22 protein-coding genes and 1 riboswitch are annotated in these 17246 nt (G+C 69.0%); of the genes, 15 read left to right on the top strand and 7 right to left on the bottom strand.

Annotated elements, in window-relative coordinates; genetic code table 11:
• The first annotated feature begins 42 nt into the window (after positions 1-42).
• The 6 genes from ACZ5BU_RS00360 to ribH all read left to right on the top strand — a co-directional run bounded on the left by ACZ5BU_RS00360 (position 43) and on the right by ribH (position 5676).
• Complete coding sequence (locus ACZ5BU_RS00360; protein ID WP_465694371.1) at positions 43-1248, top strand: MFS transporter; 1206 nt, start codon at positions 43-45, stop codon at positions 1246-1248.
• 59 nt (positions 1249-1307) lie between these two features.
• A riboswitch (FMN riboswitch) is annotated at positions 1308-1438 on the top strand.
• Between the two features lie 213 nt (positions 1439-1651).
• Entirely contained in the window at positions 1652-2662 is a 1011-nt protein-coding gene (ribD, locus tag ACZ5BU_RS00355) for a bifunctional diaminohydroxyphosphoribosylaminopyrimidine deaminase/5-amino-6-(5-phosphoribosylamino)uracil reductase RibD (RefSeq protein WP_465696684.1), read from the top strand.
• Positions 2663-3292 (top strand): riboflavin synthase, encoded by a 630-nt coding sequence (locus tag ACZ5BU_RS00350; RefSeq protein ID WP_465694370.1) that lies wholly within the window; start codon positions 2663-2665, stop codon positions 3290-3292.
• Entirely contained in the window at positions 3289-3963 is a 675-nt protein-coding gene (gene pnuC, locus ACZ5BU_RS00345) for a nicotinamide riboside transporter PnuC (protein WP_465694369.1), read from the top strand. The genes ACZ5BU_RS00350 and pnuC overlap by 4 nt, the downstream gene beginning before the upstream one ends.
• Before the next feature lies 1 nt (position 3964).
• Positions 3965-5203 (top strand): bifunctional 3,4-dihydroxy-2-butanone-4-phosphate synthase/GTP cyclohydrolase II, encoded by a 1239-nt coding sequence (locus tag ACZ5BU_RS00340; RefSeq protein WP_465694367.1) that lies wholly within the window; start codon positions 3965-3967, stop codon positions 5201-5203.
• Positions 5203-5676, top strand: coding sequence for a 6,7-dimethyl-8-ribityllumazine synthase (gene ribH / locus ACZ5BU_RS00335; RefSeq protein WP_465694366.1), 474 nt, complete (start codon positions 5203-5205; stop codon positions 5674-5676). Before ACZ5BU_RS00340 ends, ribH begins: the two co-directional genes overlap by 1 nt.
• Positions 5677-5912: 236 nt before the next feature.
• Here ribH and ACZ5BU_RS00330 read toward each other — a convergent pair whose 3' ends face one another.
• Entirely contained in the window at positions 5913-6872 is a 960-nt protein-coding gene (locus ACZ5BU_RS00330; protein ID WP_465694365.1) for a hypothetical protein, read from the bottom strand.
• A 63-nt stretch (positions 6873-6935) separates the two neighbouring features.
• Between ACZ5BU_RS00330 and ACZ5BU_RS00325 the strand changes: the two genes are divergently transcribed.
• Positions 6936-7901, top strand: coding sequence for a helix-turn-helix transcriptional regulator (locus tag ACZ5BU_RS00325; RefSeq protein ID WP_465694363.1), 966 nt, complete (start codon positions 6936-6938; stop codon positions 7899-7901).
• Here ACZ5BU_RS00325 and ACZ5BU_RS00320 read toward each other — a convergent pair.
• The gene (locus ACZ5BU_RS00320) at positions 7892-8365 is read right to left on the bottom strand and encodes a MarR family transcriptional regulator (protein WP_465694362.1); all 474 of its coding nucleotides are present in this window, start codon (positions 8363-8365) and stop codon (positions 7892-7894) included. The genes ACZ5BU_RS00325 and ACZ5BU_RS00320 overlap by 10 nt on opposite strands.
• A 75-nt stretch (positions 8366-8440) precedes the next feature.
• Here ACZ5BU_RS00320 and ACZ5BU_RS00315 point away from each other — a divergent pair, with 75 nt between their 5' ends.
• Together ACZ5BU_RS00315 and ACZ5BU_RS00310 are read left to right on the top strand one after the other, a co-directional pair.
• Positions 8441-9073 (top strand): NAD(P)-dependent oxidoreductase, encoded by a 633-nt coding sequence (locus tag ACZ5BU_RS00315; protein ID WP_465694361.1) that lies wholly within the window; start codon positions 8441-8443, stop codon positions 9071-9073.
• A complete protein-coding gene (locus ACZ5BU_RS00310; RefSeq protein ID WP_465694360.1) occupies positions 9073-9573 on the top strand; it encodes an anthrone oxygenase family protein in 501 nt (166 codons plus the stop codon). The genes ACZ5BU_RS00315 and ACZ5BU_RS00310 overlap by 1 nt, the downstream gene beginning before the upstream one ends.
• Here the strand turns inward: ACZ5BU_RS00310 and ACZ5BU_RS00305 are convergent.
• Positions 9496-10356: a P1 family peptidase gene (locus ACZ5BU_RS00305; protein WP_465694358.1), complete on the bottom strand. Its 861-nt coding sequence runs from the start codon at positions 10354-10356 to the stop codon at positions 9496-9498. The genes ACZ5BU_RS00310 and ACZ5BU_RS00305 overlap by 78 nt on opposite strands.
• An 89-nt stretch (positions 10357-10445) precedes the next feature.
• Positions 10446-10838, bottom strand: a complete 393-nt coding sequence (locus ACZ5BU_RS00300; protein ID WP_465694357.1) for a VOC family protein — start codon at positions 10836-10838, stop codon at positions 10446-10448.
• A gap of 71 nt (positions 10839-10909) precedes the next feature.
• On the opposite strand from ACZ5BU_RS00300, the gene ACZ5BU_RS00295 reads away from it, so the two are divergent.
• The 3 genes from ACZ5BU_RS00295 to ACZ5BU_RS00285 are packed head-to-tail and all read left to right on the top strand — an operon-like array spanning position 10910 to position 12549.
• Positions 10910-11173: a phosphoribosyl-ATP diphosphatase gene (locus ACZ5BU_RS00295; protein WP_427890272.1), complete on the top strand. Its 264-nt coding sequence runs from the start codon at positions 10910-10912 to the stop codon at positions 11171-11173.
• Between the two features lie 48 nt (positions 11174-11221).
• Complete coding sequence (hisG, locus tag ACZ5BU_RS00290; protein ID WP_465694355.1) at positions 11222-12070, top strand: ATP phosphoribosyltransferase; 849 nt, start codon at positions 11222-11224, stop codon at positions 12068-12070.
• Positions 12071-12084: 14 nt separating this feature from the next.
• The gene (locus ACZ5BU_RS00285) at positions 12085-12549 is read left to right on the top strand and encodes a PH domain-containing protein (protein WP_465694354.1); all 465 of its coding nucleotides are present in this window, start codon (positions 12085-12087) and stop codon (positions 12547-12549) included.
• Here ACZ5BU_RS00285 and ACZ5BU_RS00280 read toward each other — a convergent pair.
• Positions 12527-13408 (bottom strand): aldose 1-epimerase family protein, encoded by an 882-nt coding sequence (locus ACZ5BU_RS00280; protein WP_465694353.1) that lies wholly within the window; start codon positions 13406-13408, stop codon positions 12527-12529. The two genes, ACZ5BU_RS00285 and ACZ5BU_RS00280, sit on opposite strands and share 23 nt — an antisense overlap.
• 90 nt (positions 13409-13498) lie before the next feature.
• Here ACZ5BU_RS00280 and ACZ5BU_RS00275 point away from each other — a divergent pair, with 90 nt between their 5' ends.
• Both ACZ5BU_RS00275 and ACZ5BU_RS00270 read left to right on the top strand, forming a co-directional pair.
• The gene (locus ACZ5BU_RS00275; protein ID WP_465696682.1) at positions 13499-13843 is read left to right on the top strand and encodes a YciI family protein; all 345 of its coding nucleotides are present in this window, start codon (positions 13499-13501) and stop codon (positions 13841-13843) included.
• A 2-nt stretch (positions 13844-13845) separates the two neighbouring features.
• The gene (locus tag ACZ5BU_RS00270) at positions 13846-15519 is read left to right on the top strand and encodes a DUF6596 domain-containing protein (protein WP_465694351.1); all 1674 of its coding nucleotides are present in this window, start codon (positions 13846-13848) and stop codon (positions 15517-15519) included.
• Here ACZ5BU_RS00270 and ACZ5BU_RS00265 read toward each other — a convergent pair.
• Complete coding sequence (locus ACZ5BU_RS00265) at positions 15498-16169, bottom strand: uridine kinase family protein (RefSeq protein ID WP_465694350.1); 672 nt, start codon at positions 16167-16169, stop codon at positions 15498-15500. The genes ACZ5BU_RS00270 and ACZ5BU_RS00265 overlap by 22 nt on opposite strands.
• Positions 16156-16644 (bottom strand): hypothetical protein, encoded by a 489-nt coding sequence (locus ACZ5BU_RS00260; RefSeq protein WP_465694349.1) that lies wholly within the window; start codon positions 16642-16644, stop codon positions 16156-16158. Before ACZ5BU_RS00260 ends, ACZ5BU_RS00265 begins: the two co-directional genes overlap by 14 nt.
• An 88-nt stretch (positions 16645-16732) precedes the next feature.
• Between ACZ5BU_RS00260 and ACZ5BU_RS00255 the strand changes: the two genes are divergently transcribed.
• Positions 16733-17245, top strand: coding sequence for an SseB family protein (locus ACZ5BU_RS00255; RefSeq protein WP_465694348.1), 513 nt, complete (start codon positions 16733-16735; stop codon positions 17243-17245).
• Position 17246: the final 1 nt, after the last annotated feature.

Here is a 17246-nt window from a genome sequence, read left to right as displayed (position 1 = left end):
AATCTCCGGACACGCAACGCCTGCGGTGGAAGACTGGTGGGGATGGATCGGCCAGGAGGTGCGGCGACGAGGGGTGAGCGGCTGCGGCTGTTGGTGGCGGCGCTTGCTGTCACGACGACCGTTGGCTACGGCGTCCTGACGTATGCGTTCAGCGCGCTGCTCGGCCCGATGAGCAAGGACCTCGACCTCTCGACCACGACGACGGTCGGCGCCTCGACGGTCGCCGTACTGGTGAGTGGCCTGATGTCGATCCCGGTCGGACGGTGGCTGGATGTCCGCGGCGGCCGGGCGCTGATGACCAGCGGATCGATCCTCGCCGCGATCGCGGTGTTCGGCTGGTCGCAGGTGCAGAACACCCTCCAGTTGTACGCCGTGTTCGTGCTCGTCGGCGTTTCCAGCGCGATGGTCCTCTACCCGCCCGCCTTCGCCGTCGTGGTTGCCGTCGCGTCGCCCGCGGCCAGGACCAACTCGATCCTCACCATCACGCTGGTCGCCGGGCTGGCCAGTTCGATCTTCATCCCGTCGACCGGGTACCTCGCGCAGGAGTTCGGCTGGCGGCGGGCGCTCGTCGTACTCGCGGGTGTCCTCGCCGTCACCACGATCCCGCTGCACCTGTTCGTCGTACCGAAGCAGGCACGCCGGCCACGAGAGACTCGGCACGGGAAGTCGCCGACGAGGGTGCTCGGTGATCCCGGTTTCTGGCTGCTGGCGGGCGCGTTCGTTGTCCACAGCGCGGCGCTCGCCGTGATCTCCGTGCACCTGGTGGTGTACCTGGTCAGTCTCGGGCACCCGACGGCGCGGGCCGCGAGCCTGGCGGGGCTCCTCGGATTGTTGTCGGTGACCGGGCGGCTGGTGACCAGCGTGTCCGCGCGCTGGTTGCCGATGGCGACGATCACCGCGCTGATCCTGTTCGTCCAGGGTGTCGCGATCGCGCTGCTGCCGGTGGTCGGGCGGCATGTCGCCGGTGCGGTCGGCTGTCTGGTGCTGTTCGGACTCGGGTTCGGGGTGTCGTCGATCGCGACACCGGCCATTCTGCTCGACCGGTACGGCGCGACCGGGTTCGGCACGATCGCGGGTCTGCTGGGTACGCCGACCACGATCGCGAAGGCGACCGGGCCGCTGGCCGGCGCCGGGCTGGCCGACGCGGTCGGGTACCGGCCGCTGATCCTCACCGTCGCGGCCGCGTGTGTGCTGGCGGCGGCCGGCCTGGCCCTGACCCGCCGGGTACGTCCGGTGGCCACGATGTGACCTGGGTCGTGGTGGCGGTTGCGGAAGGGGGCATACTTGAGGCACGAGTGAAACCCACTCGCGTGCTCCGGGGTCGGTGTAATTCCGAGCCGGCGGTGACAGTCCGCGACCCGTGACTTCGCAAGAAGAAGCGGTTGACCTGGTGGAATTCCGGGACCGACGGTGAAAGTCCGGATGGGAGGCGCACGCGGTCGGCGGGTGTGCTCTGGCGCCCGGCGGCGCGGAGCGTGGGCTGTGAAGCCCGCGGGACGCGGCGGCGAGGGTCCGGCGGCAGCGGACGAGAGTTCGGTGGCGCCGGCGGGACCGGTGAAACGGTTGCGGCGACGGAGCAGATGTGCCGAACGAGGCCCCGGCAGCGCGTCCGTGACGACGAGGGGCCCGAGTAGTGAACGACGTGTCGCCGATGGATGTCGCCTGGATGCGGCGTGCCGTCGAGCTGGCCGCCCGCGGTACCGGCAGCACGCATCCCAACCCGGTCGTGGGTTGTGTGATCACCGCCCGCGACGGGCATCCGGCCGGCGAGGGGTTCCATGCCGCTGCCGGCGGCCCGCACGCGGAGGTCGAGGCGCTCCGGATGGCCGGCGCCCGCGCTCGCGGCGGTACGGCGTACGTGACACTGGAGCCCTGTAACCACACCGGCCGTACCGGTCCGTGCGCGGATGCCCTGATCGAGGCGGGTATCGCGCGTGTGGTGTACGCCGTACCGGATCCGAACAGGACGGCAGCCGGCGGCGCCGAGAAGCTGCTCAGCAAGAACATCGAGGTCGTACAGGGCGTCCTGCACGCCGAGGCGGAAGCCGTCAACCACGTGTGGCTGCACAGCGTCCGGGTCGGGCGGCCGTTCGTCACCTGGAAGTTCGCGACCACGCTCGACGGGCGGTCCGCGGCGCCGGACCGGACCAGCAAGTGGATCACCGGCCCGATCGCGCGCGCCGACGTTCACCGCAAGCGCGCCGAGTGCGACGCCGTCGCCGTCGGGACCCAGACGGTGCTGGACGACGACCCGGAGCTGACGGTTCGCGACGAGAACGACGTACCCGCGGCGCGGCAGCCGCTGCGGGTGGTGGTCGGCGACCGGCCGATTCCGCCGGCCGCGCGGGTCCGCAACGACCGCGCGGAGACGTTGCTGCTGCCGACCCACGATCCCGCCGAGGTCCTTCGGCAGTTGCACGACCGGCAGATCCGGCACCTCTGGCTCGAGGGCGGCCCGACGCTGGCCGCCGCGTTCCTGCGGGCCGGCCTGGTCGACCAGATCGTCGCGTACGTCGCCCCGGCCGTGCTCGGTTCGGGGTTCGCGGCCGTCGGCGACCTCGGCGCGGAATCGATCGACCACCTACGGCGGTTCAAGCTAGCGGACGTCACCCGGCTCGGGGACGACGTCCGGTTGACCCTGGTTCCTCTGGGAGGAAAGTAGATGTTCACCGGCATCATCGAAGAACTCGGCACGGTCGAGTCCCTGGACGTCGACGGCGATGCCGCGCGGCTCACGATCCGCGGACCGCGGGTGACCGAGGACGCGGCGCACGGCGCGTCGATCGCGGTCAACGGCTGTTGCCTGACGGTGGTGGAGTACGGCGGCGGCCTGTTCACCGCGGACGTGATGCGCGAGACGTTGCAGCGCACCAGCCTCGGCGGTCTGGAGAAGGGCTCGCCGGTCAACCTGGAACGCGCGGTCGCCGCGCACGAACGGCTCGGCGGGCACATCGTCCAGGGGCACGTCGACGGTACCGGCACGATCGCCTCGCGGACTCCCGGTGAGCGCTGGGAGGACGTCCGGATCGCGACGTCGCCGGACATCCTGAAGTACGTCGCCGAGAAGGGCTCGATCGCCATCGACGGGGTCTCGTTGACGGTGACCGATGTCGACGACGAGACCGGGACGTTCGGGGTCAGCCTGATCCCGACGACGCTCGAGCTGACCGTGCTCGGATCTAACAAGGTCGGCGACACGGTCAACCTGGAAGTCGATGTGATCGCGAAGTACGTCGAGCGCCTGCTCACCGCGGGCGGCAACCTCTCTTCTGTTGCTGGAGGCAACAAGTGAACCCGATCGACTGGCTGCTCACCTCACAGGTCACGATCGCCGGCTCGCCGGTGCTGGTGCGGGAGATCGTCGGCAACGTGTTCGGCCTGGGCAGCGCGCTGTTCGGGATGCGCCGCCTGGTCGCGGCGTGGCCGGTCGGCATCGTCGGCAACGTGCTGTTGTTCACGGTGTTCGTCGGCGGGATCTTCGACACTCCGCAGGAGAAGGACCTCTGGGGCCAGGCCGGCCGGCAGGTGTTCTTCGCGCTGATCAGCCTGTACGGGTGGTACCGCTGGTACCAGACCCGTCACCACGGTTCCGCGGCCGCGGTCCAGCCGCGCTGGGCGACGATGCGCGAGCGGCTCGAACTGCTCGGCATCGGCGTGGTGCTCTACGCGATCGCGTACTTCGTACTGAAGGCGCTCGGCTCGTGGGGCCCGCAGTGGGACGCGTGGATCCTCACCGGTTCGATCCTGGCGACGTACGGGATGGCGCGCGGGTTCGTCGAGTTCTGGCTGATCTGGATCGCCGTCGACGTGGTCGGCGTACCGCTGTTGGTACAGGCGAAGTTCTACCCGTCGGCGACGATGTACGTCGTCTACGGGCTCTTCTGCGTACTCGGATTCGCCTCGTGGTGGAAGATCCAGAACCGCGAGCGGACCGCTACGCCCGAGGCAGTGGTGGTGGGCTGAGATGAGCGACACGTTGCGGTTGGACACGATCGAGGAAGCGATCCACGAGATCCGGGCCGGCCGGGCGGTGATCGTGGTCGACGACGAGGACCGCGAGAACGAGGGCGACCTGATCTTCGCCGCGTCCAAGGCGACCCCGGAGCTGCTGGCGTTCCTGATCCGGTACAGCTCCGGCGTGGTGTGCGTACCGATGGAGGGCGCCGAGCTCGACCGGCTCGGGATCCCGCTGATGACGCCGCACAACCGTGAGCGGATGCGGACGGCGTACACGATCTCCGTCGACGCCCGCGACGGGATCAGTACCGGTATCTCGGCCGCGGACCGGGCCCGGACGATCCGCGTACTGGCCGACTCGGCCTCGGAGCCGTACGACCTGGTGCAGCCGGGACACGTGTTCCCGTTGCGCGGTCGCGAGGGCGGCGTGCTCGTCCGGCCCGGGCACACCGAGGCATCGATCGACCTGGCGCGGATGGCCGGGTTGACGCCGGCCGCGGTGATCTCGGAGATGGTGAACGACGACGGCACGATGAAGCGCGGTCCGGAACTGCGCGAGTTCGCGGACGAGCACGGGCTGGTACTGGTCTCGATCGACGACCTGATCCGGTACCGGCGGCGTACCGAGTCGCAGATCCAGCGGGTCGCGACGACGACGCTGCCGACCCAGTACGGCGATTTCGTTGCCCACGGCTACCGCAACATCGTGGACGGGTCGGAGCAGCTTGCTCTGGTGCGGGGCTCTTTGGACGATGGGCCGACGCTGGTGCGGTTGCACTCGGAGTGCCTGACCGGCGACGTGTTCGGGTCGCTGCGCTGCGACTGCGGTCCGCAGCTCGACGAGGCGATGCGACAGGTCGCGGCTGAGGGTGGGGTCGTGGTTTATCTGCGCGGGCACGAGGGCCGCGGGATCGGCTTGCTGCACAAGCTGCAGGCTTACGAGCTGCAGGACGCGGGGCGGGACACCGTCGACGCGAACCTGGATCTCGGTCTGCCGGCCGATGCTCGCGACTACGGGACCGGGGCGCAGATCCTCGCCGACCTCGGCGTGAAGTCGGTGCGGCTGTTGACGAACAACCCCGACAAGCTCGCGGGCGTCCAGGGATATGGCATCGAGGTCGTCGAGCGGCGCAGCATCTCCATCGACCCGACCGAACACAACCTGCGGTACCTGCGCACCAAGCGCGACCGGATGGGTCATCACCTCCCCGATGGCCTGCTCACCGAAGAGAACGGAGCCGTCTGATGTCGGGCAGTGGAGCACCCACCATCGAGGTTCCGCGCGCCGAAGGCGCCCGCGTCGCGATCGTCGCCGCCCAGTGGCATCCGAAAGTCACCGACGGCCTGCTCGCCGGCGCCCTGCGCGCGCTGGAGGACTCCGGTGTCACCGACCACACGGTGGTCCGCGTACCCGGTTCCTTCGAGCTTCCGGTCGCCTCGTTGCATGCAGCCAAGTCCGGGTACGACGCCGTCGTAGCCCTCGGCGTGGTGATCCGCGGCGACACCCCCCACTTCGAATACGTCTGCCAGGCAACAACAGACGGCCTGATGCAGGTCGGGGTGAGTACCGGAGTCCCCGTCGGCTTCGGCGTCCTGACCTGCGACAACGACCCCCAGGCCCTGGACCGAGCCGGCCTCCCCGACAGCCGAGAAGACAAAGGCTACGAAGCAACCCAGGCTGCGCTGTCCACCCTGGCCGCAATCCGACAACTGGGCTAATCAGCCCCCGCGTGCCGCGCAGGTCCGCTAGTGCGCTGAGTCGGAAGTCGGGGGCGCTTACGGTGCCGGGTCGACGCACCTGACCTGGTCTGGGGAGTATTTCTTGCCGATCCGGGCGGGAGATCCTCCCCAACCCAGCCCTGGTCGACGGCGTGGCCGCCGAGTCGTGGCGAAAGGCTCCGCGCGCGGGGGCCTAACCACCTCCACCACTCATCACCTGCGCTTGACCCGCGGACCTACTCCATGCGGGTGTGTTCCATGTACCAGTTCACCGTCCATGTCTTGCCGTTGTCGGTGGAGAAGGACTGTTCCCAGGCGGCTTTGTCGGTGCCGGGGGTCCAGAGGAAGCGGACGTCGATGGGTTGGCCGTCCCAGATGTCGGGGCCTTCGAAGGTGCCGGTGCCGTTGGTGAACGAGCCGATGACGGGGGTTTCCAGTTGGCCGCGGGTGCTGTTGATCCAGTGGATGGACCAGGTGCGGGTCTCGGGGTTGTAGAGGCGGAACGTCGCGCCGCGGAAGCCTTCGCTCGGGAACCAGCCCTCGTCGAAGCTGATCGCGCCGTCGAAGTACGTGGTCGCCTCCATCGTGGCGTCGTGTTCGTACCAGGTGAACGGCTCTCCCAGGACCGGACGGCGTCGGTGGTTGTGGAAGGCCCACCGGCCGACCAGGAAGTCGAAGTCGTCGGTGATCTTCGGCAGATCCAGCGCCGGCGGCGGGGTGGCACGCCGGGTGAAGTCCATGATCCAGTTCGTCTCCCACGTCGCCCCGCCGTCGTTGGAGTACGCCTGCTCCCAGTGCGCGGTCTCGTCGGTGATGTCCGACCACTCGTAGCTGCACAGGATCGGGATCCCGTCGAGCGAGTCCTCACCGACGAGCCGGCACGAAGTGCCGTCCGCGGACCAACCGCCTTGCACCGGCGGATAGAGCCGCATGGTCCGGCTGTCGACCCACCAGATGTTCCACACCTGCGCGACCGGGTCGAACAGTCGCAGCGACAGCCCGTACGAGCCCTTCGTCGGGAAGCGCATCTCGTCGATGCTGATCTGGCCGTCGAAGTACGTCCGCGCCGTCGTGGTCCCGTCGTACTCGAGCCACTCGTCGCATCCGGCGAAAGCCTTACGAAGCGTCCGGTGGTGTACGTCGAAGTACCCGTTGAGGAAGTCGAAGTCACCGGTGACCTTGTCCCATGTCGTCATGCAGCCAAGCCTCGCGGACATACCTGACAGTCCATGGCAGTGTTCGCGACTAACCTGGACACCATGCGTTCGAGCCGGCTGTTGTCGATCCTGTTGCTGCTGCAGACGCGCCGGCAGCTGACGGCGCGGGAGCTTGCCGATGAGCTCGAGGTGTCGCTGCGGACGATCTACCGCGACGTCGAGGCGCTCGCGGCTGCTGGGGTCCCTGTGTACGCCGATCAGGGCCGCGCAGGCGGGTACCGCCTGGTGGACGGCTACCGCACCCGCCTCACCGGGCTGAACGAACAGGAAGCAGCTGCCCTGTTCCTGGTAGGAATGCCCGGAGCCGCCGCAGCGCTCGGGCTGACTGCAGAGACGAGCGCAGCCGAGCTCAAGCTGCTCGCGGCGCTCGCCCCGGACCAGCGGGACCGGGCTGGTCGTTTGAAGAACCGCTTCCACCTCGACCTACCCGCTTGGTACCAGGACGCCGAGAACTCGCCACAGCTCGCAGCAGTCGCCGACGCCGTGCTGCACGACCGCCGGGTGAAGGTGCTGTACCGCAGGTGGGAGGAGCCCCGCGAGGTGGAGCGCCTGCTCGAGCCGTACGGCCTGGTCCTCAAGAACGGCGCCTGGTACGTCGTAGCGGCCACGGCCGGCGGTCTGCGTACGTACCGCGTCTCCAACATCCTGGAGCTCACGCCGACGGAAGAGGAGTTCGAGCGCGCCGACGACTTCAACCTGGAGCAGTTCTGGCAGGACCACCTGGAAGGGTTCGACCGCGTCCGCTTCACCGCCGAGGCGGTCGTCAGAGTGTCTGCGGGGCTCGCTCAAAGGATGTACGACGTCTCGTTCCCCGCGCTGGTCAAGGCGGTCGCGGACGCCGTACCGGAGCCGGACGGGAGCGTTGTCGTGGCCATCCCGATCGAGTCGGTTCCTAATGCAGCGGCAACGCTCAGCCGGTTCGGCGACGCGGTAGAGGTGCTGGAGCCGCAGGAGCTCCGGGTAGAACTCAAAGAGCTCGGCCAGAAGCTCCGCGACCTCTACTCCTGAGCCAGGGTGCCGGTGGCCTGCTCGCCGGCGGCTGTGCTGCGCCGCAGGAAGTCGGCGATGAGCGCGAGCTCGGCCTGGCTGTAGTCCGCGAGTACGTCGTCCATCGCGCCGATCATCGGCTGGTACAGCCGGATCACCTCGGTTCCGCGATCGGGCAGCAGCCGGATCGTGACGCTGCGCCGGTCCGCCTGGCCGCGGTCGCGGGCGATCCAGCCGCCGCGTTCGAGCCGGTCGAGGATCCCGGTCAGCGTGGCCGGATGCAGGCCTGCCTGACGGGCCAGTGCGCTCGGCGTGAGCGGCCCGCTGCGGGCGAGCACGTCCAGGCAGTCGAGATCAACGTCCTTGAGCGCCAGCTTGCCGCCGATCTGGTGGTTCAGCAGCGCGAGCTGGATCCGCAGGTCGCGGAGCGCGGCCTTGATCTCGTTCCCGGCGCGCCGACGGTGGCGTGCGTCACCTGTTTGCATCTGTTCCATATCTTATGATTTCCGTACTATATGAGTTGCAGATAAGAATCACGGTAGCGCACTGGAGGCGTTCGGATGAGGATCACGGTGTTCGGAGCGACGGGCGGGATCGGCGGTCACGTCGTACGGCAGGCACTCGACGCGGGACACAAGGTAACGGCGGTGGTACGTACGTCGTCCGCGTTCGAGGTGGAGCACCCGTCGCTGGACGTGGTGCGGGTACCCGGTCTGGACGCGGCGGAGCCGCTGCGCGAGGCGGTCGACGGCAGTACGGCGGTCATCTCGGGCGTGGGGCCGCGGGGCCGCAAGGACGGGCCGGTCGCGTCCCGGAGTACGAAATCGATCCTGGCGGCGATGGACGCGGCGGGGGTACGGCGGTTCGTGGCGGTGAGTGCCGCGCCGCTCGGGCCGGTGCCGGCGGACTTCCTGAACCGGCGGATCGTGTTCCCGCTGATCAACCTGTTCGCCGCCGACGTGTACGCCGACCTGCGGGTGATGGAGGCGGACATCATGAGCAGCGGCGTGGAGTGGACGGTCGTACGGCCGCCGAAGCTGAACAACAAGCCGCTGACCGGGCACTACCGGACCGAACTCGGCGGGAACGTCAACCGCGGGTATCTGGTGTCGCGGGCCGATGTCGCCCATCTGATGCTGTCGGTTGTCGACAATCCGACGACGATCGGGCAGCCGATCGGTGTGGGGTACTGATGACGCGCGTCGTGCGTGGCGTGAGCCTGCTGTTCACGGGGTTGTTCAGCGGGTTTCTGGTGTGTGTGCTGGTCTTGGAGACGTCGTTGCGTGGTTTCGACGGGTCGGTTTACACGCAGGTGCGGTTGGTCGAGTTGGACTCGCTGGACAAGCTCGCTGCGGTGACGTTGATCCCGGCGTTCGTTACGACCGTGCTGGTTGCTGTTCGGAGCCGGGGGAGTGGGCGGCGGGTCGTACTGGCGGCTTTGGTGCTGCTGGTCGTGGTGTTCGTGACCACGTTTGTGGTGAACCTGCCGATCAACTCGGATCAGCTGTCGTGGTCGGTGCAGCAGCCGCCGTCGGACTGGGCTTCGGTCCGGGATCGTTGGCAGTTGGCGCATCTGGTGCGGACGGTGGCGGCGGTGGTTGCCTTTGGCATGTTGTTATCGCAGCAGGTCGTGGGGGACCGCGTGAGCCGTGTGGTTGTTGAAGCCGGTCGTGGTGTGAGCCATCGTCAATGAGTTGAGCAGGGCCTCTTCCACCGATTCCGTGACGGCTTGGAACGGAGCGCGGAGGTCGCGGTCGGTGTAGTTCGCCGTACGGTTGGTGGTGAAGGCGATCGCGTAGTCGCCGCTGCCTGGTGCGTAGTCGGAGCCGACACGGGCCATCGCGAAGATCGCCCGCCACGCAAGCCGCCCGAGCTGCCGCGAGTCGAGCGGCAGGTCCGTCGCCACCACGATCATGCACGAGTTGCCGTCAGCATCAATCGGCTCGGCAGGAATCTGCCGCCCGGCGACAGTCAACAGCCCGGAGAAGTTCGCCTGCACCAAAGCACCCACAGTTCCATCACCCAAGGTTCGGGAGGCGGTGCCGATTCCTGCTTTGAAGCCTAGGGCGGTGGTGCCGGTGCCGGCTCCGGTGCAGCCTTCGGTGGGGAGGGTGGAGGTGGCTGTGTCCAGGGCGTTGTGGACGTGGGCGGGGGTGATGGGGCGGCGGCGGATGTCGGAGAGGTGGCCGTCGTTGGTTTCGCCGACGATGGGGTTGAGGCTGATGGCTCGGGGGTTGCGGTCGAGGAGCCAGGTGAGGAAGGCGTCCGCTACCCGGAACGTGCTGAGCGTCCCGGTCAGCAGGATCGGAGTCTCGATCACACCGAGCTCGTCCACCTGGGTGGTCCCGATCAGCTTGCCGTACCCGTTGCCGACAGCAACCGCCGCCGGCAACGTCAGCTCCCAGCCGTCGGGGACGATCGCGGTCACCCCGGTGTTCAGTCCGTCGCCCGTGATCGTCGTCTGACCGACGCGCACCCCAGGTACATCGGTGATCGCGTTCAACGGCCCGGTAGGCAAAGTACCGACGACAACACCCAGTTCGCGAACTCTCCGAGGACTCTGCATCAGTCGCGGTCAGCACTTCCTAGCGGCGACCGGTCTCCCACGAACCACAGGTGCCCGAACGGATCCAGGAACGACCCCTGCCGATGCGTGCCCCACGGTACGGCGTGGTCGCGGACCGGATCGAAGCTCCCGTCCGCCCCGGCCGCGACAGCCCGCTCGACGAAGGCGTCTGGATCGTCGACGAACACCTCGACCCGGACCGTCGGCGCACCGGTGTCCGCGGGCGTCTTCCAGATGTTGTTGCCGGGCTCGCCGAGGAAGATCGGCGCGCCGCCGATGCTCAGCCCGATCACGCTGCCCAGGTTCCACAGCTCGACGGCGCCGAGCGCCCGGGCGTACCAGTCCGCGGCCGCGGGAGCGTCCTCGACCGCCAGCATCACCGAGATCTGCACGCGTTCAGTATGGTCCGCCCACCGGACCTGGGGGCCGATCGGCTGAACCCGCCCCGTAGGCTGGGCCCGCGATGAAGACTTTTGACGAGCTGTTCGCCGAGCTGGGAGAGAAGGCGCGGACGCGGCCGGAGGGTTCCGGGACCGTGGCGGCGCTGGACGCCGGCGTACACGCGATCGGGAAGAAGCTGGTCGAAGAGGCCGCCGAGTCCTGGATGGCCGCCGAGCACGAGGGCAAGGAGCGGGCAGCTGAGGAGCTGTCGCAGCTGCTGTACCACGCCCAGGTGATGATGCACGCGCTCGGCCTGGACCTCGAGGACGTGTACCGACATCTGTAGGAGTCCCTCCTGCAGATCACCGGTTCACACCCAGAAAGGGCAGTCGCCATGCTGCGCGTCGCAGTACCGAACAAGGGCTCGCTGAGCGAGGCCGCCACCGAGATGTTGTCCGAGGCCGGCTACAAGCAGCGCCGGACCACCAAGGACCTGACCCTCACCGACTCGGCCAACGAGGTCGAGTTCTACTACCTCCGCCCGCGCGACATCGCCGTGTACGTGGGCGAGGGCACCCTCGACGTCGGCATCTCCGGCCGCGACCTGGTGCTCGACTCGCACGCCGACGCGGACGTGATCATGGGTCTCGGGTTCGGGTCCTCCACGTTCCGGTTCGCGGGCCGCCCCGGCGTCGCCGACTCGATCAAGGACCTGGCCGGTAAGCGGATCGCCACGTCGTACGCCGGGGTCCTCCAGGACCACCTCGCCGAGCACGGCGTCGACGCCTCGGTGGTACGCCTGGACGGCGCCGTGGAGTCCGCCGTACAGCTCGGTGTCGCGGACGTGATCGCGGACGTCGTCGAGACCGGTACGACGCTGCGCCAGGCCGGGCTCGAGGTGTTCGGCGACCCGATCCTCAAGTCCGAGGCCGTGCTGATCAAGCGGCACGGCGTCGAGGTCTCGCCGAACGGGATGCAGCAGCTGGTACGCCGGCTCGAAGGCGTCCTGATCGCGCGGAACTACGTGATGATGGACTACGACATCCGCGCCGAGGACGTCGACGCGGCCACCTCGGTCGCGCCCGGGCTGGAGTCACCGACGATCTCGCCGCTGCACCGGCAGGGCTGGGTCGCCGTCCGGGTGATGGTCCAGCGGGCCGAGGCGCAGCGGCTGATGGACCAGCTGTGGGAGGTCGGCGCCCGCGCCATCCTCACCACCGACATCCACGCCTGCCGGATCTGACCGGGGGCCGTGACATGCCCGCCCGAGACCGCTTGCTGACCTTCCATCCGTGGATCGTGTCCGGAATGTCGGCCGGGATGGGCTTGTCGCTGATCGCCGTGTTCGGGGTGATCTGGTTCCGGCTGTCGCCGTCGGACCGGGCCACGTTCGACTGGTTCCAGCGGATCACGCTGCTGGCGTTCTTCGGCGCGGTGCTGTGGATCCTGTACCGGATGTCGACGCTGCGCGTGACGGCGTACGAGGACCGGCTGCGGGTGCGGAACGTGTTCCGGTCGTACACGCTGAGGTGGTCCGACGTGACCGCGCTGCGGTTCCGGCCCGGTGACGCCTGGCTGCAGCTGTTCGATGCCGAGGACAACCGAATCGGGATTCTCGCGATCCAGGCGTCAGAGGGTGCGCGGGCGACGCGCGCAGCCAAGGAGCTGGCGGCGGTCGCCCGCGAACACGGCGCCGGGTCTAGACCGATACCTGAAAAGTAGTCGTGTGGGAGTCGCCCGGTTGCAGGACGATCAGGTCGTCGCCGGTACGGAAGGCGTCGGGCGGGCAGGTCATCGGCTCCACTGCGAGGGCTGAGCGGCCTACCGGTTCGCCGGTGAACAGCTGCATCCACTTGGTGTTGCTGCTGAGCACCGAACGGGCGCCGGTTGCCGGATCGGTCAGGCTGACGGACCAGTTGTCGCCGAGGCCCGTGAACGCGTTGTCGATGACCGTTGCGCCGATCGTGCGGCCGCCGCGGAAGTCGTACGGCGATCCCGCGACCGGAGCCGACCCGGTCGGACTCATCCGCTCCGACAGTTCCAGCCGCTCGGCTGCGGTGAACTCCAGTACGCACTCGTCGATCGGGCGACCCACGCTGAGATACGGATGCGCCCCGTAGCCGTACGGCGCCGCTGTCGTGCCGATGTTGGTAGCAGTTGCCGTCACCTGCAGGTGGTCCGTCAGGCGGTAGTCGACGCGGAGATCCAGTTGGTGCGGGTACCCCGGCTCGCCGTGCAGCCGGTGGCCGACGGCGGCAGCTGCCTCGTCGGAACCGTCGTCGAGGCGTTCCCAGTTCGCCCAGCGCGTCAGGCCGTGGATCGCGTTCCGCCGGGCCGGCTCGGTCAGGCCAAGGTGTCGCTCGACGCCCTCGAACGTGTATTGACCGTCGGTGATGCGGTTCGGCCAGGGGAACAGGTGTTGCCCGATCCCGGCGTGCGCCAGCTCGTCGTCGGCGTAGCCGAGCAGCACCGGGCGGTCGTCGTACGTGAGCCCGCGTAACCCACCGCCCACGCTCACCACGATCGCCTCGTACCCGCCGCCGCGAAGCACCCACTGCTCACCTGAAGGTAGAACGCTCATACCCCTATCCTCACCGATGCTGTCCATCCGGGCCGAACCCGTTCGTGGTGATGCTGTAGACACGGACACAGGAGGTACGACGTGAAGTACATGCTGCTGATCAACGCCGGCGAGCTCGACCTGGACAACACCCCGGTGGGATGCGAGCCGGAGGACTGGATGCGGTTCGACAAGGAGATCCAGGACGCCGGGGTGGTGGTCGCGTCCGAGTCGCTGGCCGACCTGGTCACCTCGACCCGCGTCCAGGTCGCGAACGACGGGAAGCGGACCGTGGTGGACGGGCCGTTCGCGGAGACCCGGGAGGTGCTCGGCGGGTTCTACGTGATCGACGTACCGGACCTGGACGTCGCGCTGGACTGGGCTGCGAAGTGCCCGGGGGCCCGGGGCGGGGGATCGGTCGACGTCCGGCCGGTCGCGGAGTTCCCAGGAGCCTGAGGATGCGGCAGGTCGAAGAGGTCTTCCGGGAGGAGCGCGGCCGGTTGCTGGCCGCGCTCGCCCGGCGGTTCGGCGATCTCGACCTGGCCGAGGAGGTCACGTCGGAGGCGATCGAGGCGGCGCTGACCCGCTGGCCGGTCGACGGCGTACCGCCGAACCCGGGCGGCTGGCTGATGACCACCGCGCGGCGCAAGGCGGTCGACCGGCTCCGGCGCGACCAGGTGTACGCAGCCAAGCTGGCGATCCTCCAGGTCGAGGCAGACCGTTCCGCGCCGCAGCCGGTCGGCGGCGAGCTGCCCGACGAACGCCTGCAGCTGTTCTTCACCTGCGCCCACCCCGCCCTCGCCGCCGAGGACCGCGGCGCGCTGACGCTGCGCTGCCTGGCCGGGCTGACCACGCCTGAGGTCGCGCGGGCGTTCCTGGTGCCGGCCGCGACGATGGCGAAGCGGATCGTCCGCGCGAAGAAGAAGATCCGGGAAGCCCGGATCCCGTTCCGGGTGCCCGGTCCGGACGAGCTGCCGGAACGGCTGCCCGGCGTACTGCAGGTGATCTACTCGGTCTTCACGGAGGGGTACGCCGCCAGCGCCGGGCCGTACCTGCAACGCCTGGACCTCGCCGAGGAAGCGATCCGCCTGGCCAGGATCCTGCACCGCCTGCTCCCGGACGCGCGCGAGGCGACGGGCCTGCTCGCGCTCATGCTCCTCGTCCACGCCCGCCGGGACGCCCGCACCGGCCCGGACGGCAAACCCGTCCTGCTCGAGGACCAGGACCGCTCCCGCTGGGACCACGAGATGATCGCGGAAGGCCGCGCTCTCGTCATCACCGCCCTCACCGATGCCGGCCCGTACGCGATCCAGGCGGCGATCAACGCGGTCCACGACGAGGCCCCCGACTTCGCGACCACCGACTGGCCCCAGATCGTCCAGCTGTACGACGTACTCCTGGAACTCGACCCGTCGCCGGTGATCGCGCTGAACCGGGCCGCCGCGATCGCCTTCCGCGACGGCCCCGCCGCAGGCCTGAAGCTGCTGGACGAGCTGGGCGGCGACCCACGGCTGCAGGACTACCATCCGTACGCACTGGCCCGCGCCGACCTGCTCCGACGCCTCGACCGCTTGCCCGAGGCAATCACCGCCTACGAGAGGGCCCTCGCGACGGCAGGTTCCGAACCGGAACGCGCACAGGCCCGTGACCAGCTCGCCGCCGTGGTGCAGACTGCCCGCATGGAGACCGTTTACGAAGCGGCGGGTGGGTCCGAAGGCTTGATGCGGCTGGCGGCCGCGTGGCACGGGCGGGTGATGGCGGACGAGGTCGTCAGCCACGCGTTCCACAACGGAGCGAAGCCCGACCACGTCGAGCGGCTGGCGTCGTACTGGGGTGAAGCGCTCGGCGGGCCGCCGGCCTACACGACTGCGTACGGCACCGAAGCCGAAGTCCAACGGCTGCACTCCGGGAACGGCGAGCACGACGAGATGAACCGGCTCGCGATCGCGTGCTTCGACCAGGCCATGACCGACGCGGACCTCACCGACCCGCGGCTGCGGCAGGTCCTGCACGACTACTTCGCGTGGGCCACGTTCAACACGATGTACAGGCACCGCGCCGAAGACGTCGAGGACGGTCAGGCCGTGACCCGGTGGTCGTGGGACGGGCTTCAGGAGGCGGCGGAGTCGTGAGGCGGCAGCGCCACCGAGGTGGCGACCAGCTCCGACAAAGGGTCGTACGGCGTCGAGGGGTCGCCGTCGACGATCACGTGCGCCCGGGACCGAGTCGCCTGCTCGGCGAAGTGGTCGCGCTCCCACCGCATCCACTCGAGCCAGTGGTCGCGGAGCGCCTCGCCGTCGCGTTCGATCCCGCGGTCCAGGCGGACCTGGTTGGACGTCTCGACCCACAGCCGCAGCGACTGCCAGTGCGCCGCGTCCCGGTCGCAGGCGGTGACACCCTCGACGATCAGCAGGTCGACGGTGTTCGGTACGACGTGCAGCTCGGCGTACGCGCCCTGGTACCAGTCGTACCGGCGGTACCGGCCCTCGCGGCCGTCGGCCAGCCGCTGCAGGACGTGGTCGCGGAGCAGGGCGAAGCCACGCTCGGCGCCGGCCCAGCCGTCGTACAGGTCGTCCATGTGGATGACGTAGGTGTTCAGGTCGCGCAGTTTCGCGCGGGCCTCGAGGCGGGCGGCGACGGTGGTCTTGCCGGAGCCGGCCGGTCCGTCGACGCCGATCAGTCTGGTCCGGCCCAGGCGCGGGGTGCCGGCCTGAACGTTGTCCAGCAGCGAGTCGATGGTCAGGGGGGAACCGTGGTCAGCGGTTTTCTCAGTTGATTCCATGGCGCTTCAGGATGTCCTCGATCTCGTCGAACTCCGACGATTCCTGCTGCTTCGCCTTCCCCTTTGACGGCTTGGCAGCTTTAGCGGTGGTGGCTGACGCGGGCGTGGGCCCCGTTGTGGTCAGCTCGCCCGCGGGCGAGGCGGGTTTCTTCTGTGCCTTCTCCTTCGGTGTGCGGCCGCGGGCGACGCCGGAGACGACGTACAGCACGACAGAGACGCCGAACAGCGCGACCCCGGCCCAGACGGTCGGCGAGAAGATCAGGTGCACGGCCCAGTTCACGACCGAGCGCACTACCTCCCAGAGGACCTTGAGCAGCCCGGTCATGTACAGGGACACCGGCAGCAGCGACCACGCCACTCCGCGCGTCCCTGCCGCCAGCCCGCGGCGTCGCCAAGCGAACCACGAGCCGATCAGTCCGAGCAGCGTCAAGCCTGCGCAGAGCGGCAGTAGCGTCGAAGCGTCGTATGTAGGCACATGTCCAGGCTCGCACAGATGGCCAGTGAACCAAGAGGGGAACAGCCCTGACGTACCCCTGAAAGACCCGTCCGGGGAGAATGAACCCGTGCAACCACCACAGCGGCGACTGGCTTTCACCGGGTTCGACAGCGACGACGGCTCGGCCGATCCGGCGCTCGCGGCGGCGCTGGCCGCGGGGGACGACGGTGCGATGCTCGCGGCGCTCACCCGGGCCCGGCTGCTGGTCCCGGTGGTGGCGATGCTCGGCGAGGTCGAGTACGACGAGAACGGGCTCGCCCACGACAAGACGTCGGACATGGCGGTGGTGCTGCTCCAGGGCCAGGACGGGCGGAACGCTCTGCTCGCGTTCACCGGCACCGAGAGCCTGGCCCGCTGGGATCCGGCGGCGCGTCCGATGCCTCAGCACACCCAACTGGTCGCGACGGCAGCGGTTCAGGAAGGCGCGGCCGCGATCGTGCTGGACATCGCCGGCCCGGCCACGGGCGTGATCGAGACCGACGACGTACGACGACTGGCCGCCGGCCTCCAGGTCGTACGCCTGGAGGACGGCGGCTACGCGTGGATGGAACCGGCCGGCCCAGACCCCTCCGGCAGCTGAG

The organism is Kribbella sp. NPDC031520 (genome assembly GCF_055580825.1).
Note: the sequence above shows the minus strand (reverse complement) of the source record. Positions and strands in the feature narration are given on the sequence as shown.

What these genes read in the sequence shown, in the direction of transcription:
- ACZ5BU_RS00360 (WP_465694371.1), top strand. Translation starts at nt 43, where the DNA reads ATGGATCGGCCAGGAGGTGCGGCGACGAGGGGTGAGCGGCTGCGGCTG.
- ACZ5BU_RS00285 (WP_465694354.1), top strand. Translation starts at nt 12,085, where the DNA reads ATGCCCGCCCGAGACCGCTTGCTGACCTTCCATCCGTGGATCGTGTCC.
- ACZ5BU_RS00330 (WP_465694365.1), bottom strand. Translation starts at nt 6,872, where the DNA reads ATGACGACATGGGACAAGGTCACCGGTGACTTCGACTTCCTCAACGGG.
- ACZ5BU_RS00265 (WP_465694350.1), bottom strand. Translation starts at nt 16,169, where the DNA reads ATGGAATCAACTGAGAAAACCGCTGACCACGGTTCCCCCCTGACCATC.
- ACZ5BU_RS00340 (WP_465694367.1), top strand. Translation starts at nt 3,965, where the DNA reads ATGAGCGACACGTTGCGGTTGGACACGATCGAGGAAGCGATCCACGAG.
- ACZ5BU_RS00320 (WP_465694362.1), bottom strand. Translation starts at nt 8,365, where the DNA reads ATGCAAACAGGTGACGCACGCCACCGTCGGCGCGCCGGGAACGAGATC.
- ribH (WP_465694366.1), top strand. Translation starts at nt 5,203, where the DNA reads ATGTCGGGCAGTGGAGCACCCACCATCGAGGTTCCGCGCGCCGAAGGC.
- ACZ5BU_RS00275 (WP_465696682.1), top strand. Translation starts at nt 13,499, where the DNA reads ATGCTGCTGATCAACGCCGGCGAGCTCGACCTGGACAACACCCCGGTG.
- ACZ5BU_RS00315 (WP_465694361.1), top strand. Translation starts at nt 8,441, where the DNA reads ATGAGGATCACGGTGTTCGGAGCGACGGGCGGGATCGGCGGTCACGTC.
- ACZ5BU_RS00325 (WP_465694363.1), top strand. Translation starts at nt 6,936, where the DNA reads ATGCGTTCGAGCCGGCTGTTGTCGATCCTGTTGCTGCTGCAGACGCGC.
- ACZ5BU_RS00350 (WP_465694370.1), top strand. Translation starts at nt 2,663, where the DNA reads ATGTTCACCGGCATCATCGAAGAACTCGGCACGGTCGAGTCCCTGGAC.
- hisG (WP_465694355.1), top strand. Translation starts at nt 11,222, where the DNA reads ATGCTGCGCGTCGCAGTACCGAACAAGGGCTCGCTGAGCGAGGCCGCC.
- ACZ5BU_RS00270 (WP_465694351.1), top strand. Translation starts at nt 13,846, where the DNA reads ATGCGGCAGGTCGAAGAGGTCTTCCGGGAGGAGCGCGGCCGGTTGCTG.
- ACZ5BU_RS00280 (WP_465694353.1), bottom strand. Translation starts at nt 13,408, where the DNA reads ATGAGCGTTCTACCTTCAGGTGAGCAGTGGGTGCTTCGCGGCGGCGGG.
- ACZ5BU_RS00295 (WP_427890272.1), top strand. Translation starts at nt 10,910, where the DNA reads ATGAAGACTTTTGACGAGCTGTTCGCCGAGCTGGGAGAGAAGGCGCGG.
- ACZ5BU_RS00310 (WP_465694360.1), top strand. Translation starts at nt 9,073, where the DNA reads ATGACGCGCGTCGTGCGTGGCGTGAGCCTGCTGTTCACGGGGTTGTTC.
- ribD (WP_465696684.1), top strand. Translation starts at nt 1,652, where the DNA reads ATGGATGTCGCCTGGATGCGGCGTGCCGTCGAGCTGGCCGCCCGCGGT.